The sequence below is a fragment of the Paenibacillus sp. FSL H8-0079 genome (assembly GCF_037991315.1).
In the GTDB taxonomy this organism is placed as follows: domain Bacteria; phylum Bacillota; class Bacilli; order Paenibacillales; family Paenibacillaceae; genus Paenibacillus.
The window spans coordinates 1,450,222-1,466,829 of sequence record NZ_CP150300.1 but is presented as its reverse complement, the minus strand read 5'-3'; the positions used below and the strand labels follow the sequence as shown (position 1 = coordinate 1,466,829).

Annotated in this window: 14 protein-coding genes; 1 reads left to right on the top strand and 13 read right to left on the bottom strand. The window is 45.9% G+C overall.

Features of this window, described 5'->3' with window-relative positions; all coding sequences use genetic code 11:
• Positions 1–11: 11 nt before the first annotated feature.
• The 9 genes from pssE to MHI06_RS06365 all read right to left on the bottom strand — a co-directional run bounded on the left by pssE (position 12) and on the right by MHI06_RS06365 (position 6,901).
• Positions 12–491, bottom strand: coding sequence for a PssE/Cps14G family polysaccharide biosynthesis glycosyltransferase (gene pssE, locus MHI06_RS06405; protein ID WP_264931800.1), 480 nt, complete (start codon positions 489–491; stop codon positions 12–14).
• A complete protein-coding gene (gene pssD / locus MHI06_RS06400; protein ID WP_127551231.1) occupies positions 488–946 on the bottom strand; it encodes a PssD/Cps14F family polysaccharide biosynthesis glycosyltransferase in 459 nt (152 codons plus the stop codon). Before pssD ends, pssE begins: the two co-directional genes overlap by 4 nt.
• Positions 943–2,289, bottom strand: coding sequence for an O-antigen ligase family protein (locus tag MHI06_RS06395; RefSeq protein ID WP_340400871.1), 1,347 nt, complete (start codon positions 2,287–2,289; stop codon positions 943–945). The genes pssD and MHI06_RS06395 overlap by 4 nt, the downstream gene beginning before the upstream one ends.
• 34 nt (positions 2,290–2,323) lie before the next feature.
• Positions 2,324–2,983, bottom strand: coding sequence for a sugar transferase (locus MHI06_RS06390; protein ID WP_248278117.1), 660 nt, complete (start codon positions 2,981–2,983; stop codon positions 2,324–2,326).
• A gap of 35 nt (positions 2,984–3,018) precedes the next feature.
• Positions 3,019–3,921, bottom strand: coding sequence for a UTP--glucose-1-phosphate uridylyltransferase GalU (gene galU, locus MHI06_RS06385; protein WP_036611572.1), 903 nt, complete (start codon positions 3,919–3,921; stop codon positions 3,019–3,021).
• A 185-nt stretch (positions 3,922–4,106) separates the two neighbouring features.
• Positions 4,107–4,784 (bottom strand): CpsD/CapB family tyrosine-protein kinase, encoded by a 678-nt coding sequence (locus MHI06_RS06380; protein WP_169480189.1) that lies wholly within the window; start codon positions 4,782–4,784, stop codon positions 4,107–4,109.
• A complete protein-coding gene (locus MHI06_RS06375; RefSeq protein ID WP_211175593.1) occupies positions 4,765–5,520 on the bottom strand; it encodes a Wzz/FepE/Etk N-terminal domain-containing protein in 756 nt (251 codons plus the stop codon). The genes MHI06_RS06380 and MHI06_RS06375 overlap by 20 nt, the downstream gene beginning before the upstream one ends.
• A gap of 32 nt (positions 5,521–5,552) precedes the next feature.
• The gene (locus MHI06_RS06370) at positions 5,553–6,311 is read right to left on the bottom strand and encodes a CpsB/CapC family capsule biosynthesis tyrosine phosphatase (RefSeq protein ID WP_340400870.1); all 759 of its coding nucleotides are present in this window, start codon (positions 6,309–6,311) and stop codon (positions 5,553–5,555) included.
• A 155-nt stretch (positions 6,312–6,466) separates the two neighbouring features.
• Complete coding sequence (locus MHI06_RS06365; protein ID WP_340400869.1) at positions 6,467–6,901, bottom strand: hypothetical protein; 435 nt, start codon at positions 6,899–6,901, stop codon at positions 6,467–6,469.
• 348 nt (positions 6,902–7,249) lie between these two features.
• Here MHI06_RS06365 and MHI06_RS06360 point away from each other — a divergent pair, with 348 nt between their 5' ends.
• Complete coding sequence (locus MHI06_RS06360) at positions 7,250–7,618, top strand: helix-turn-helix domain-containing protein (RefSeq protein WP_169480192.1); 369 nt, start codon at positions 7,250–7,252, stop codon at positions 7,616–7,618.
• A 97-nt stretch (positions 7,619–7,715) separates the two neighbouring features.
• On the opposite strand, the gene MHI06_RS06355 is transcribed toward MHI06_RS06360, so the two are convergent.
• The 4 genes from MHI06_RS06355 to MHI06_RS06340 all read right to left on the bottom strand — a co-directional run bounded on the left by MHI06_RS06355 (position 7,716) and on the right by MHI06_RS06340 (position 16,441).
• On the bottom strand, positions 7,716–7,871 hold the full coding sequence (locus MHI06_RS06355) for a hypothetical protein (RefSeq protein WP_167350832.1): 156 nt from the start codon (positions 7,869–7,871) through the stop codon (positions 7,716–7,718).
• 228 nt (positions 7,872–8,099) lie between these two features.
• Complete coding sequence (gltB, locus tag MHI06_RS06350) at positions 8,100–12,698, bottom strand: glutamate synthase large subunit (protein WP_340400868.1); 4,599 nt, start codon at positions 12,696–12,698, stop codon at positions 8,100–8,102.
• Between the two features lie 672 nt (positions 12,699–13,370).
• A complete protein-coding gene (locus MHI06_RS06345; protein WP_340400867.1) occupies positions 13,371–15,653 on the bottom strand; it encodes a YhgE/Pip domain-containing protein in 2,283 nt (760 codons plus the stop codon).
• Positions 15,654–15,859: 206 nt separating this feature from the next.
• Complete coding sequence (locus MHI06_RS06340) at positions 15,860–16,441, bottom strand: TetR/AcrR family transcriptional regulator (protein ID WP_036611349.1); 582 nt, start codon at positions 16,439–16,441, stop codon at positions 15,860–15,862.
• Positions 16,442–16,608: the final 167 nt, after the last annotated feature.

Here is a 16,608-nt window from a genome sequence, read left to right as displayed (position 1 = left end):
AACCCATCCCATCATAGAGAATTAATATAACCCTTAATAGAGGAGAGCAACTGCGAGTTACTTTTCACATAGGGTTGAAAGTCGAGTTTATCAATATTGGCTATTAATGCGTGGAGTTCGTCCTCGTTCTGAGCTACCGAAATATACCCTTTATCTTGAAACACCTTTGCGATCTCCAGTTGATGATTATCCACATGCTCCCCATGATCCTTCCGCCTTGGCATCACGATTACCTTTTTGTTCATCTGCAGTGCACTGGTAATGACCCCTACTCCCGCATGGGCCAGGACAAATTCACTTTTCTCAATATGCTCATTCATCTCTTCCTGATTAAAAAAAGGCTTTTGTTGATAATGAAGCGGCTTATATTCACTGTAACCGGATTGCACAAGAACCTCCGAAGGCATCTGCCCCTCCTGGATGAGATTGTCGACGGCTTTCAGTAGTCGGTTAAACTGGAATCGCTGTGTTCCAAGCACGACAAAGATCAAAATAAAGCCCCCCTATACTTCGCGTTCGGATAAGCCTCTTGGAGTGTCTCCCATTGGATATAAAATTCATCGGCAAATTTGTATATCATTCTCCCCGTCAGGGTTGGCGAATATATTTTGGCGTAACTTTCCACAAAAACAAGCTTAGCTCCCATCAATTTCCCAAGTAAACATAAGGGATATACCGCTCCCGCTCCAGTGGTGATCAGAACTTTCGGGCGTTCTTTCAGCAAAATGAACAACGAAGCTATGATATTGCGCAGCACAATAAACAGGAACAGGATATTCTTTCGCTCCTGCTGAGACAGGAAATAGGTTCGATTGGAAAGATTCAGTTTACTGCTCGCTTCGCTTTTTTCCGTTACCAAAAAGTAATCATGATCTTCCACCGCAGGGATTAGATTTAACAATTGATTCAGATGGCCTCCTGTGGAACTTACTAGACAGACTTTCATTGCACGATCTCCTTTCGATGGACGAACTCCTGAGGATGATCAGGGACAACACGTTTCTCATCACTGATCTGATATAACGCATTAAGATACACACAAAAAGGAGCAATTAAATGAATGGTGGACAATGTATTGTCGACAAAAGAGTAAATGGAGAAGCCCACAATCATGCCAACAAAATAAGGTTTCACGAGGCGATTCAACTTGCTGTACACCTTTTTGTATACAAATAATAAGGCTCCAAAAATCAGCAAAGCCCCCACCAGTCCTCCATCATAATAAAAGCGGATGTATTCATTATGGGGAACAGTAAAGCCTGAAAAGATACTACCATCATTGGCAACCAAGGCGGAACCCAGTCCCTGACCAAAAATGGGGTACTCATTCGCTTTTTTGATAAAGAAGGCCCACGCAGAATCTCTACCTGATAATCCCTTGCTCTCTTGCCTCAATTCATAATTGTCCCACTGTAAAACAACCATCACGGAGACGGCAGCCAGAAATAAAACAACAGGAAGAAGAGCACTCGTTCTGCCCTTCACAAATTTCCTAACATGGTCAAATAAATACATACACACGATGGGAATCAGCGCAAGTAAAGGGCCGCGGGTTCCCGTTTGAATCAAAATAATAAAATGAGTTAGCGTAAGAGCATAATTCAAGATCACCTGATTTTTGTATCGAATCTCCATCAGACAAACACAGATGGAAATAAAACAAAGCATCCCCAAATGTGCCGCAATATTGGCTCCCTGTAAACGACTGACGCCTGAACCCTCCAGATTGGTGATGGATAACATACCCGTTTGCTGCAGGATGAGACCACCAATCAAACTAAACACCGGAAGCCAGGCCAGAACTCTGATGATCCTTTTGCTAACATCCTTCGGAAAATTCACCATTAGTAACAGGAAGGGCACCACTAATCCCAAAAAAGCTTTAAAGGGATCCAGTGGGCTCATCTTGCCTGGCATCACGGATAAAAAGTAACTCTGAACAAAGAGATACCCTACAGCCAAAGCTGGATAAATGAATTGTTTCTTCAGTCCATATCTCAAAAAGATAGGGAGTATGAAAAACAGGATCAACAGTTTGTAAAAGGAAGAAGCGTCAAAACCCATCATTTGCATTCTGAAGATTTTGTCCATGGATAGCGAGAATGTACCGATCACGATCATATAGACCCAACTTGGATGTTTCATGTATATCCCAAACAGAATCAGTAGCGCCAATGCCATAATTGAAATGATCGGTAAGTATACTGCCATGCCAATAATGATCAATGAGGAAAGAATGATATATAACGTATTCCCTCTGGAAGAAGCAAAATAGTCTGTTTTTTGCATATCTGCTATGCCACCTCAAAGCCAGAATCGTGTTTCAAAACGCATCCTTCGAACCAACCAGCACCCTGAACGTTCTGAAGATAATTTTGATATCCACCATCATATTGCGCTCACGGGCATACGTCAGATCCAGCTCTACCATTTCATCAAAACCGACACTATTTCGACCGCTGACTTGCCATAACCCTGTACATCCGGGAATCATCTGCAGGCGCTGTCTGTCATAGGAAGTGTAGTTCTCCACTTCTCTGGGCAGAGCTGGTCTGGGTCCAACGAGACTCATCTCTCCTCGGAACACGTTCCACAACTGTGGCAACTCATCCAGACTGGTTTTGCGAATAAACTTGCCGATCCGGGTAATGCGGGGATCATTTTTCATTTTGAACATGTTCCCGTTCACTTCATTCTGATCAATCAACTGTTCCAGCAGATCTTCTGCATTCGCCACCATGGACCTGAATTTGTACATATGAAACTCTTTCCCATTCTGTCCGACCCGCACCTGACGAAAAAAAACAGACCCCTGCGGGGCCTCGATTTTGATCAGTAATCCGATGACTGCAAACAAGGGGCACAAAATGATCAAACCTATGAAAGAACCCAGCAAATCGAGCATTCTTTTCATAAATAGATACACTTTATCTGCATTTTGTCCTGCCATCGTTGATGCATTGTACCCCAGACTTGGGTCCATAACGATCTCCGCTTCCTTCGTTTGGGGAGATGGACTCATTCAAACTCCCCCCCGGCTACATGTTCTACCGACTCTTTTTCCAGAATCTGTTGCAGAGCTTGCAGCATTGGAATTCTAAGTTCCTGCTTTTGCAGAGCGAAGTCGATGGTCGTCAAAATGAATCCCAGTTTCTCGCCCACGTCATAACGTACACCCTCGAAATCGTAAGCATACACTCCTTGTGTCTCATTTAGACGCTGAATCGCGTCTGTTAATTGAATCTCTCCCCCTTGACCAATCTCCTGTTGCTCCAGATGTTCGAAAATCTCTGGACTCAGTACGTATCTCCCCATAATCGCCAGGTTGGAAGGCGCTGTGCCTTGGGCAGGTTTCTCTACGAACCTGAGAACCTCTGTCAAACGGCCATCCGATTGTAGCGGGTCTACTATGCCGTATCTGTCTGTTTGTTCAGCAAGTACGGTCTGTACGCCAACAATGGAATGTTGAACCTGATCATATTGATCGATCAATTGTTTGGTGCATGGCACTTCCGATACGACGATATCATCTCCGAGCAACACGGCAAAAGGTTCGTCACCGATAAAGTTACGTGCACACCAGACAGCATGACCAAGTCCTTTGGCCTCTTTTTGTCTTATGTAGTGGATATCCACATTAGAAGATTTACGTACCTCTTCAAGCAAGCCCAGTTTCCCTTTTTCCAGCAAATTGTGTTCCAGTTCAAAGGCATTATCGAAATGATCTTCAATCGCCCGTTTCCCTTTACCGGTTACAATGATAATGTCTTCAATTCCAGAGGCAATGGCTTCCTCAACGATATACTGTATAGTTGGTTTGTCCACAATAGGGAGCATTTCTTTGGGCATCGCTTTTGTGGCTGGCAAAAAACGTGTACCCAATCCAGCTGCAGGAATGATCGCTTTTCTCACTTTTTTCATAAATACCACCCTATCCTCTTTTTTTAGTTTGATAAAAGTTGAACCAGGGCATCTAACCCGTCCTCACGTCATACCTTTGACGATTAACGTCTAAGGTTCATTGAACCCACAGCATGACCGAGTGCCTACGGTGATAGAGGTGCAGTAGACATTACCTGTTTAATTGGGAAGATACGATAGAAGTTTTACTTCTCTCCGTAGCCCACCGGAACTGCGGCGTTTTTGATATTGTTCAAGATGGCGCCCAAAATTCGTGCATTCACATGCTCCAGAGCAGCCTTGGTCTTCTTCACCAATTCCTTCTTGACCTTGCCTGAGTTCACGACCAGCAGCACACCATCACACAGCGAACTCACAATGAGTGCATCCGTTACAGCGAGCACCGGAGGCGTATCAAACATGATCACATCATATTGGTCCTCTAACTCTTCAATCAGCTTTTTCATCCGGTTGGAGCCGATCATCTCGGATGGGTTCGGCGGAATTGGGCCAGACGTGAACAACTGAAGATTGTCGATATAACTTTCTCTGAGCACCTCTTCCACACTGTACTGGTTGGACAGTACGCTGCTGAGACCGACATGATTGGGTACGGAAAACACCTTGTGCAAAGAAGGATTACGCAGATCCGCATCGATCAGCAGAACTTTCTTGCCTTCCTGGGCATAGGTCACCGCCAGGTTGCTAATGGTTGTGGTCTTTCCTTCGCCGGCTTCGGCCGAAGCCACCATGATTTTTTTGATATGACTATCGATCGAAGAAAATTGGATGTTGGTCCGTAATTTACGGTATCCTTCCGAAATTTGAGATTTGGAGTTAAAATAGGTCACCAGACTGTTATTTTCATTGGTTAGCCGCGACATATTTGCCATCCCCCACTTTCTGTTGAGATACGTAATTTTTCGTATTTTTCAGATCATCTTTTTTCATTTTGGATATCACGGTAAGCACAGGCAGCCCCAGCTCTTTTTCCAGTTCAGTTTCGGATTTGAATGTATCGTCCAGATAGTCCAGTAGAAATACGAGTGCAATCGCAAGCACAAGACCTGCGAACAGGCTGACAATGATGCTTAATGTGGTTTTCATATTGATTGGAGGTACGTTACTATCCACTTTTGCTTCACTGAGGATAGCCACATTATCGATTTTCATGATCAGGGGGATTTGAGATTGGAACACGTTGGAGATGGCATTGACCGTTTTTGCGGCTTTTTCGTAGGTAGTCCCTTGTACAGTTATGCTCATCACTTGGGATTCGCTGGCTGTAGAGACGGAGGTGCTATTCATGAGCTGTGCAGAGGTTAAGCCTAGGTCCGGATACGTAGTAGCGACTTTATCCATAATGGCGGAAGATTTAATAATTTCTCTGTACGAGTTAATGAGTTTGATATTCGTTTGAATCATGCTGAAGTCCATCATCGCTTGACCTTGAACGGTAGAGGTCTGGTTCACGATCAGTTTAGAACTTGCCTCATAGATGGGCTGAGTGAAGAAAATGCTTTTGACCCCTGCACCCACACCGGCTATTAAAGCTATTGCAACAATCAACCACAGTTTCTTTTGTAAGAGTCGAAAATATCCTTTAAGTTCCACTTTCATTCCTCCTATATGTTGTGATCAAACCTATGTAACTACCAGATGGACAGTAGCCATTTGCGAGGTTTCCAGCGTTCTGTGACCAGGTTCGAATTCGATAGAATGTGGGATGCATTCTCTGCCAGCTTTTTGACGGCTTCAGGTCCGAATCGACGCTCGATGACCCGCTCTCCTTCACTTATGGCAAACGTCCTTTTGCACGTATCATGTGCATCTGATGAAATGAAATGAAACCCGTTTTCTTTGCAAAAATGAAAACACCACTGCCGAACTTTTCGACCGAAAAGCCCTGTGAAAGATTGAGCCGTGAGCTGACATAACCCACCTTGACTCAAATAATCAGCCAACAGCTTTGGCTTCTTCAAAATGACACGATTGCGTTCCGGATGAGCAATAATAGGGGTAATTCCCGCTATTCGTAATTCATGCAGTATCCTGGGGAACTGTGAGGGAATATGACCAAAGGGCAGTTCCAGCAACATGTAACGGCTTCCGGCGAGTGTGCAGCACTTTCCTGCATATAAGTCTCCAATCAGGTTGTCATGCACCCTGATCTCCTGTCCGGGACGGATCTCCAGGCGAATGTTACGTTTGCGAAGTTCTGCGTGAAGCAGGTTCACGGCCTGATTGACCACCATCGGTTCATTGTTGTATTGCCCGTTCAGGTGATGCGGAGTAGCAATAATGGAGGTAATTCCTGAGGCTGCCGCCTTCTCAGCCATCGCAACGGACTGCTCCATTCGAACAGGACCATCATCCAGACCGGATAATATGTGGCAGTGCATTTCAACCATATCCAAACTTCCTGAAATAGTATGATCCCCCTCGCCCTTTTATTCATTGCGCAAATGCTTTTGGTGTTAAAGAACTAATGCATAACGCTATGAAATATAGTAAAATGGCGTTAAGTACATGTTTTATTCAGAAAATGTTAAGATTCGACTTGGAATTATATGGTGAAATTAATGTAATGATAGGTTTTTTGCAGAGCCCTTTGCTCTGTCGCCTTTTCATACTGAAAACGGGAAACCGTTGGAAACTGAACTTCAGTAATCATTGCGTTTAACTGTCCAGTTATATATAGTTTCTGTTCGTGCTGAATATGCAAGTTTGAATGATACATTGTGAGCTCTCCGAAGGGCTGTTTCCATTGCAACCTTGCGTGAAGTCTTACACATACATGATGATCTTCAACATCCAAACCAATGAGCATTTCTGATGATACTGGCAAGTTCAGGTCGCTCAGGAAGGTAATCGCTTGCGTGTCCATTCCAAGTAACAGAACGGGACGTCTTTTGCGGTCTATCATTTTCCCATGAAACTCCTGAATGTACATATGGACATTTAATTTCATATCAGCCCATTCTTGAATTATTGAATTCATGGTTTCATTCCTTTAGAATGGATTAGCCTACATGGACTGCCTCTACTTCCTTCTCACAGGTATATGGTGGAGGCAACAAGGAGATACTTAAAATATTCCAAATGATACATTTTGTAACTCCATACGTCCAATTTACGATACAATACGTATCATGTCAAGCGGTATTTGGACATGGTTCTTTTGATTTACGACAATTTGAGATGTCCTTAGACAGACCTATTTACAAATGGAAATGGGTTAAAGGAAACACATGAGGAGTTACTCTTTTGCAGGAAAGCTGCCCTGATCAAAAACTTGGCTCAGGATTGTTTCAATATATATTTGATGTCGTTCAGGGGGAAATAGCTTATGAGCTACGGAAATCGCATTGCTGAATTAAGGGAACAGCGGGGACTTACTCAAGAAGAACTTGCGAGCTCCATTCATATTACAAGAGCTGCTCTCTCCCACTACGAGAAGAACCGACGTAAACCGGATTTCGAAGTGTTAACGAGACTTGCCGACATCTTTGACGTGTCCATTGATTATCTCATTGGACGTACGAAGCAAAGTGATGTCGAGATGGATGAAGACGTACGTGAATTCGTTGACACTCTGGAGTTATCGGACAAGGAAGTGCTGGAGCGCTTTGATCTGATGATTGATGGTAAGTCCTTAACGGAAGAAGAGGCACGTCGTTTTATTGCTTTTGTCCGAATGGAACGCAGCATGGACTAAACCCGAAAAGAGGACCCAGTTCCCGAGAGATGCACTCTCCGGCTGCTGGGCTTTTTTTGTGTCTTGAATTCCCTCCATTCTATGGTTGTCTATTGTGTCAAGGACGCTTGTTGTTGACGGAGGATACGAATTGGTTCCAACGCTCCGGGTCGATTCCGCATTGCAGTAACACCTTCATGATGTCCATCTGGGTTGCTTCGACTTGTTTACCTGTCGGCTTACGATCGCCCCTGTTTGGATGCTTCATATTCATTCCTCTAACCTCTCTTATCTTTATACTTTCCCTGCACTCCAAAACTAGCCTTATTATACTTGAGAAACTTCCTCAATGTTGTCGTCTCATGGCGATAACGTTTTTTGAACGGGTTCTAATTTTGTCGAAAGCCAAATAGGAGCAATATGGCGCCAAAATGGCAACCATATTGCTCCTATTATTCTTAATACAACCTGTTCATGCACTTACACTTGAACAAGGAAGTTATTAGCCTCCAGCACGTGCAAGTTCACGCATGTTCGCTTCAAATGCTGCGAGCAATGCTGCTTCTCCAGTCAAACCAGTCGCCTGAATCCGTTCAATCTGCTCTGTCATGCGTTTGAAGTCCTTCGGAATAACCCGAACGAACTGATTCACCGCATCTTGCCAGTTATCCAGAATGCGCTGACCCGCAGCACTTCCCGTGTTGGCAACGTGACGTTGAATCATGCCTCGAAGATCTGCACTTTCAGCCACATCTTCGATACGCTCCAAAAGAACCATTTCCAGATTACAACGTTTCAGGAATGTGCCTTCCGGATCATACACGTAGGCAATACCTCCGGACATCCCTGCTGCAAAGTTACGACCTGTATCGCCGAGTACAACGACACGTCCACCCGTCATATACTCACAACCATGGTCGCCGACACCTTCAACGACGACTTTGGCGCCCGAGTTACGTACAGCAAATCGCTCACCCGCAATACCACGGATATACGCTTCACCACTTGTTGCGCCGTAGAGAGCCGTGTTACCGATGATGATGTTGTCTTCCGCCTCGAATGTTGCTTTCGGAGAAGGCATCACGATCAGTTTACCACCGGACAGTCCTTTACCCACGTAGTCATTGGAGTCCCCTTCAACAGTCAAGGTCATACCTTTAGGTACAAAGGCCCCAAAGCTTTGTCCAGCAGAGCCAACAAATTTGAATTTAACCGTATCTTCAGGCAATCCTGCGAGTCCATATTTGCGTGTGATCTCACTACCCAAAATGGTACCTACTGCACGGTTAACGTTCGTAATTGGAAGTACCGCTTCAACCGGTTGACCGGATTCAATCGCAGAGTGTGCAAGTGGCAGCAATTGCTGCATATCCAGCGTTTCTTCCAATTGGTGGTTCTGATGCTGTGTGCGGTAACGTGTAGAGCCTTCCGGCATTTCAGGCACGTGCAGCAATACAGACAGATCCACACCTTTTTTCTTCCAGTGATCTACGGCTTCTACCGTTTCGAGGCAATCTGTACGTCCGACCATTTCCTGAATGGTACGGAAACCAAGATCAGCCATAATCTCACGCATATCTTCTGCAACAAATCGCATGAAGTTAACCACATGAGCTGGATCACCCATATAATTTTTACGCAACTCCGGATTCTGTGTCGCTACACCAACTGGGCAGGTATCCATTTGACAGACACGCATCATGATACAACCAAGTGCAACGAGTGGTGCTGTAGAGAAACCATACTCTTCGGCTCCAAGCAAGGCTGCAATCGCAAGGTCACGTCCGTTCAACATTTTGCCGTCTGTTTCGAGGACGACGCGGTCACGCAGGTTGTTCAGCATCAACGTTTGATGCGTCTCTGCAAGACCCAGTTCCCAAGGCATACCTGCGTGGCGAATCGAACCTTGCGGTGATGCACCTGTACCACCGTCATAACCGCTGACGAGGATAATATCAGCACGGCCTTTGGCTACACCCGCTGCAATGGTACCTACGCCCACTTCCGATACAAGCTTCACGTTGATCTCAGCACGCGGATTGGCATTTTTCAAGTCATAGATTAGCTCCGCCAAATCCTCAATCGAGTAGATATCGTGATGTGGTGGTGGTGAGATCAGACCTACGCCTGGTGTTGATCCACGAACTTCAGCAACCCAAGGATATACTTTACGTCCTGGCAGCTGTCCACCTTCACCAGGTTTTGCTCCCTGAGCCATTTTGATCTGAATCTCGTCGGCATTAACCAAATAGTTGGATGTAACACCGAAACGTCCGGATGCTACCTGTTTGATCGCACTGCGACGGGAATCCCCGTTACTATCTTTAATGAAGCGAGCCGGATCTTCTCCACCTTCACCGGTATTCGATTTACCACCAACACGGTTCATAGCAATGGCAAGATCTTCATGTGCTTCTTTACTGATCGAACCGAAGGACATCGCACCCGTTTTGAAACGACGCATGATATCTTCTACAGATTCAACTTCTTCGAGTGGAATGGAAGCTCCAACCGGTTTCAGCTTCAGCATGGAGCGAATAGTCAACAGTTGATCATTCTCACCTTGCACGAGCTTGGAATATTTTTTATACAGCTTGTAATCACCAGTACGTACTGCGTGTTGCAGGGTATGAATGGTTTGCGGATTGAACAGATGCTCTTCTCCGTCGTTACGCCATTGATAATCGCCACCGGAATCCAATACTTTATCGTTACCGTCTTTTTCCGTAAAGGCACGGTTATGATGTGTCAACGCTTCGGCTGCCACTTCTTCCAACCCAATTCCGCCGATCCGGGAAGGTGTCCAGGTAAAGTAACGGTCAACGAAGTCCGATTTCAGACCCACTGCTTCGAAGATTTGAGCTCCACGATACGATTGAATCGTAGAAATCCCCATTTTGGACAACACTTTAGTAACGCCTTTGGTAGCTGCTTTAATGTAGTTTTTCACTGCTTTCTCATGCGAGATACCACGCAGCAACCCTTGCTGAATCATGTCATCCAACGTTTCAAAGGCCAGATAAGGGTTCACCGCACTTACACCGTAACCCAGCAGCAATGCGTAGTGGTGAATATCACGCGGCTCTGCGGATTCGAGCATAATGCTGACTTTTGTTCTGGTTCCCTGACGAATCAGATGGTGATGCAGACCTGCTACAGCAAGCAATGCAGGAATGGCAGCATTCTCAGCGTCCACACCACGGTCAGACAGGATCAGAATGTTATGACCTTTGTCGATGACACGGTCTGCAGCTTCGAAGAGAAGTTCCATCGCTTTGCGAAGTCCTTCTGCTCCTTCCGCAGCGGTGAAGAAGATCGGAATCGTCATGGAGCGGAAGCCTGGGCGACGCACATGGCGAATCTTCGCAAAGTCTTCATTGGACAATACCGGTGTATCCAGACGAATCTGGCGACAGCTCTCCGGTTCAGGGTTCAGCAAGTTACGCTCAGGACCAATGGTTGTTGCCGTAGACGTTACAATCTCTTCACGGATTGCATCGATTGGCGGGTTGGTTACCTGCGCGAACATCTGTTTAAAGTAGTTGTACAGACGCTGTGGACGATCCGAAAGGACAGCCAGCGGTGCATCATACCCCATCGAACCGGTAGCTTCCATACCTGTTGTTGCCATAGGCTCCAGGATTTTACGAAGCTCTTCAAATGTATAACCATATGCCAGCTGAAGCTGGGTCACGTTATCATGTTTTGGATCAGGAAGTTCCGGTGCTTCCGGCAACTCGCTCAGATCCATCAAATGCTCATCAAGCCAATCCTGATACGGATTCTCGGCTGCAATGATTGCTTTTACTTCCTCATCCGCAATGATGCGGCCTTGTTGTGTATCCACGAGCAACATCCGACCTGGACGCAGACGGTCTTTGTACAGGATCTCTTCCGGTGCGATATCCAATACCCCAACTTCAGAGGACAAGATAATACGGTCATCCTTGGTTACATAATAACGAGCTGGACGCAATCCATTACGGTCGAGTGTTGCACCAATTTGCAAACCATCTGTAAAGGCCATTGCTGCTGGTCCATCCCAAGGCTCCATCATTGTGCTGTGATATTCATAAAATGCCTTTTTGGCAGGGTCCATGCCCTCATCTGTGCTCCAAGGTTCAGGAACCATCATCATCGCCACGTGTGGCAGGGAACGACCGCTCAGATACAGGAACTCCAGCGTGTTATCGAACATGGCTGTATCCGAACCGTCCGGATTGATGACCGGTTTTACTTTTGCGATGTCGTTACCGAACAACTCGCTCTCGAACAAGGACTGCCTAGCATGCATCCAGTTCACGTTACCACGCATCGTGTTGATCTCACCGTTGTGGATCATGAAACGATACGGGTGGGCACGTTCCCAGCTTGGGAAGGTGTTGGTACTGAAACGGGAATGCACAAGTCCAATGGCCGATTCCACGAGTTCTTCCTGTAGATCCAGATAGAACCCGCCAACTTGCTCAGTTGTCAGCATGCCTTTATATACAATTTTGCGACAAGACATGCTCGGAAGGTAGAATGAACCACCTTCTGCTTCATCTGCCGAATAACGAATAGCCAGCTCAGCGCGTCTGCGAATAACATACAACTTACGCTCGAATCCAAGCTCATCCTTCACATCTGTGGATCTTCCAATGAACACCTGACGTACATAAGGTTTCGCTGCAAGTGCAGAACGGCCCAGCATTTCATCAAAAGTAGGAACATCCCGGAAACCCAGGAACGTCTGACCTTCTTCTTCAATAATCTTCTTAAGGCTCTCTTCATGCGCACTGCGAATGGCAGGGTCCTGGGAAAGGAACAACATCCCTACGCCATAGAATCCCTGTTCAGGCAATACAAAACCAAGGCGTTCCGCTTCCTGTGCAAAAAAACGATGTGGAATCTGAATCAGGATACCTGCTCCGTCACCGGAATTCGGTTCACTTCCCTGTCCTCCACGGTGCTCCATGTTACTAAGCATAGTCAGTGCCTGACTAACGATATCGTGTGAAGGTACTCCTTTGATGTTGGCAACAAAACCCATTCCGCATGCGTCTTTTTCGAACTGCGGGTCATACAGACCCTGTTTTGGAGGTAATCCGATGTGTCTCATGGAACGCAACCTTTCTATAATGAAGTATTTCGGAAAGATCAAGAACATAGGCAACAGGCAACAATGAAACGGGAGGAGCTGGCCTTTCGCTTGCGATAGAGCCTGCTAGATAGAAGAGGCGACAGCATGAGACTGTCAAAAGTATGTGCCTGCTATTGGGCAGAAGCCATTAAATGAGATGAGCTGATCCGGACGATCCGGCAAACAGCATGTATAAATCAACACGCAGCCGCTGGCACGGCTACTGATAAGGAGCGACGTTTTTTGATATAGTTCTATTATTTTAACACCGACCTAACATCAGCGCAATTTAAACTTTTTAATACCTCTGATAAGAAATGTTTTGCAGTACAGCTTTACTGTAATGACGTTTAAATTCATCTCTTTTTCGAATAATTATACACTTTTTAAGCCAGAGTACAACTGAATTAAATTGCTGACAGAAGAAAATCGTTCCATATGCAGCCTGTGTTTATCCATTATTCCACCAAATTGTCACCGCTTGATCCAGCGAATCTTTGCTTCTCTATGCATTTGTATACAAAATAGCCTGCAACCCCATTTTGGGGCCGCAGGCTATTTGCACTATTTGACTACTATATTGCATAATTTCGCTACATGAAAATAAAGTTTTTTTTCGTAAATCTCACGTTGCTGAAGATCCGGTTGGACTTATGCCGTCACAACTTGACCAGAATCAGCCCGTTCGACTTCTTTTTTCGGACGTCTGCCATTCCAGAGGAAGTAGGCCAGCGTCAACACGATGGATACACCCGCATAGATACTAAGAATTCCTGCCTGATGCCACATCACATCCAGATTGCCACTCGATACAACAGCCTTGAAGCCCATAATGCTGTGTGTCATTGGCAACCAAGGACTAAATGCTTGAAGCCATGATGGAATCAGTTCTACAGGGAAAGTACCTGCGCTAGCCGCAAGCTGGAAGACCAGCAGCAGAATGACAACATAACGTCCAGGCAGATCCAGCCAAGTTACAAGTGCCTGAACAATAAACATGAAGGTCAGCCCCGTAATAATGGTGAACAGATAGAACAACCCGACGCTGTGCGTCTCCAGTCCAAGACCGTATAACATGAAGCTGGCCACGATAACCGATTGGAAAATGCTCACGGAGCCAAATACCAGTGTCCGGCTAACAAAACGATTCCAGCCTGTTGCACCAGGTACGGACGTTTCCCGCATTTTCAATACTATTGTCGAAATTAACGATCCCACGAACAGACCGATGGACAGGAAGAATGGTGTCAATCCTGTACCATAATTGCTCACGTTCTCTGCTGTGTTCTCCGAAGAGTTGACAGGTTCAGCAAACATGTTCACCACATCATCCGTTTTCTTAACTTCGGATGTTTTCTGTGCGGCATCATTCAACTTGGTGGCCAGTTCACTAGAACCATCTTTTAATTCAGTAAGGCCGTCAGCCAGTTTGCCTGCGCCATCACCCAGTTGCTTGGAACCATCGGTTAGTGAACTAACGCCACCACTGAGTTTACCTACACCCGTTTGCAAAGCTGTTGTACCTGTATCCAGCTGCTTGGCACCATCCGCAAGCAATGTACCGCCACTTGCAGCATCGCCCAGTTTGCCGCTAAACTGCTTCAGGCCATCAGAGAGCTTCGCGCCTCCTTGACTAAGCTGTCCGGCACCAGCCAGTAATTGCTTCTGGCCATCCAGCAGCTGGTTCGCACCAGCTAGAAGTTGCTCCTGACCTCCATGAAGCTCGGCTGCACCCGCAGCCAGTTGCTGGTTACCCTGATGCAACTGATCTGCACCCTGTGCCAGCTTCTGCTCGCTCTCATGCAATTGCGCACTGCCATCAGCAACAGCTTCACTTGCCGCAAGCAGTTTCTGTACATCCGCATTTTCAGCCAGTTCCGGGTTCGATGCAGCGAGCTGTTTCAATCCGGCTTCTACGCCCTGTGCGCCATCAGCAACCTTGGAGCTGCCATCTACAGCCGATTGCAGGCCTGTTGCCAGTGTACCGCTGCCCTGAACGGCCGTTTGCAGCCCTTCGGACAGCTTGGCACTGCCCTGTTCGGACGATTGCAAGCCAACTTGCAGCTTACCTGTGCCATCCAGTGAGGACTGCAGTCCCGTTTCCAGCTTGGCACTGCCATCCGTCAACTGATCAGCTCCGCTCTGAAGCTGGCTCGAAGCGGCTGCCTGAAGCTGTTGCAAACCGGAGACGAGGTTCGATGTTCCACTCTCAAGCTTGGTCGCCCCCGTATGCAATGCATTAACGCCATCACTTAATGGAGAAAGTCCTTCCTGAAGTTCAAGCGTTCCAGATGCGAGCTTCGCCAAATTATCCTTCAGCTTCACTGCACCATCATCCAGTTTACCTGCACCCGTATTCAGTTCCCCTGCTCCGTCGCCTGCCTCCGCTAAACCATCAGATACCTCGGAGAACTTATCGAGCAATGTCTCTGCATAGGATTCCGTAACTTTGGCCGAGACCTTCGCTTTCAGATCTTTAATGGCAGTCTTACCGATCTGTGCACCCACAAAGCTATAATTGCCATTGGGTTCATAGATCAGATCAGCCGGCTCTGGCTTGTCATCGAGCAACGTTGTTGCTTGGGATGAAAAGTTCTCCGGAATTGTAATTTGCATATAATATTTGTCATTACTCATGCCTTCTTTAGCTTGACTGGCACTGACAAAATCCCATTTGAAATCTGCATTTTTCTTCAGCTCATCCACCAGATCACTACCTACATGGAGGGATTTGCCCTCCAGCTCAGCACCTTTATCCAGATTGACAACGGCAACCGGCATCTCATCCACATGACCATACGGGTCCCAATAGGCTGCCAGATAGATGCCACTATACAGGATCGGTATAAACATAATTGCAATAACAGGGATCAACACCTTCGGGTTTCTCACGGCCGATCCCACATCCTTGAAAAACACGGATAAAGATTTCATGTCATTTTCTCCCCTTAATCTCTCTGCTCTGTGAGCAGGAATAACCATAATGAAATACAATGTCACATTCCAGAAAATATACTGAAACACGAAATGACCACTTTCCTCAAACGGTCAATTTAGAGCAAAAAAACAACCTGTCTTCCGACAAGCCTCCCTGCTTGATACGCGTGAAAATCCTTATATTATAGTAGATTAAATTCGGATTACGTTACAGCAGCAATTCCTTCCATTAAGAAAAGGCGAAAGTAAGTCTTGATTTCCTCTTTGCTCAGCGGTTGATGTTGCTTGCTCCAGTCTGAGGTGAGTGCAATGTACAGGCGAATCATCATAAATGCGACGACTTGCGGATCACAATCTCGAATCTCTCCATTGTCTTTTGCTTTCTCAAGTTCCTTAGCCAGAAAGTCGGAGATCACTTTCTCCACTTTGTCCAAACCTTCCTTGGCCTGCAGTGTACCAAAGTCCTTCAGTTCCTGAGATAACTTAACGAGCAGATCGTGATCACGACGAAACTCCAACAAGGCATCCAGTACTCGAAACAGATTATCGAAAAATGCACTTTCCTGATGTACTTCACGATGCGCGATGTTCTTCATTTCCTGAATCACTTCTACCAAGATCTGATCAAACAATTGTTCTTTATTCGTGAAAAACGTATAGATCGTTCCTTTGCCAACGTTCGCAATCTTGGCGACCTGATCCATCGTGGTTGCTTTGTATCCAAACATGGCAAACGACTGGGCTGCTGCATGAATAACCTGCTGTCTCCTGTCAATCGGAGCCATCGTATCCCTCCTTTATGCTGATTCATTGTTTAAACGTTCTATATAAATGACCAAAAATACAATTCAGTCATTCGGTCAAAAACTACAATACCACCTTCGAAAACAGATTGCAACCCTAACAATTAAAAAATTGTGTTAATATTTTTTAACCTAAATGCAGTGGAAAC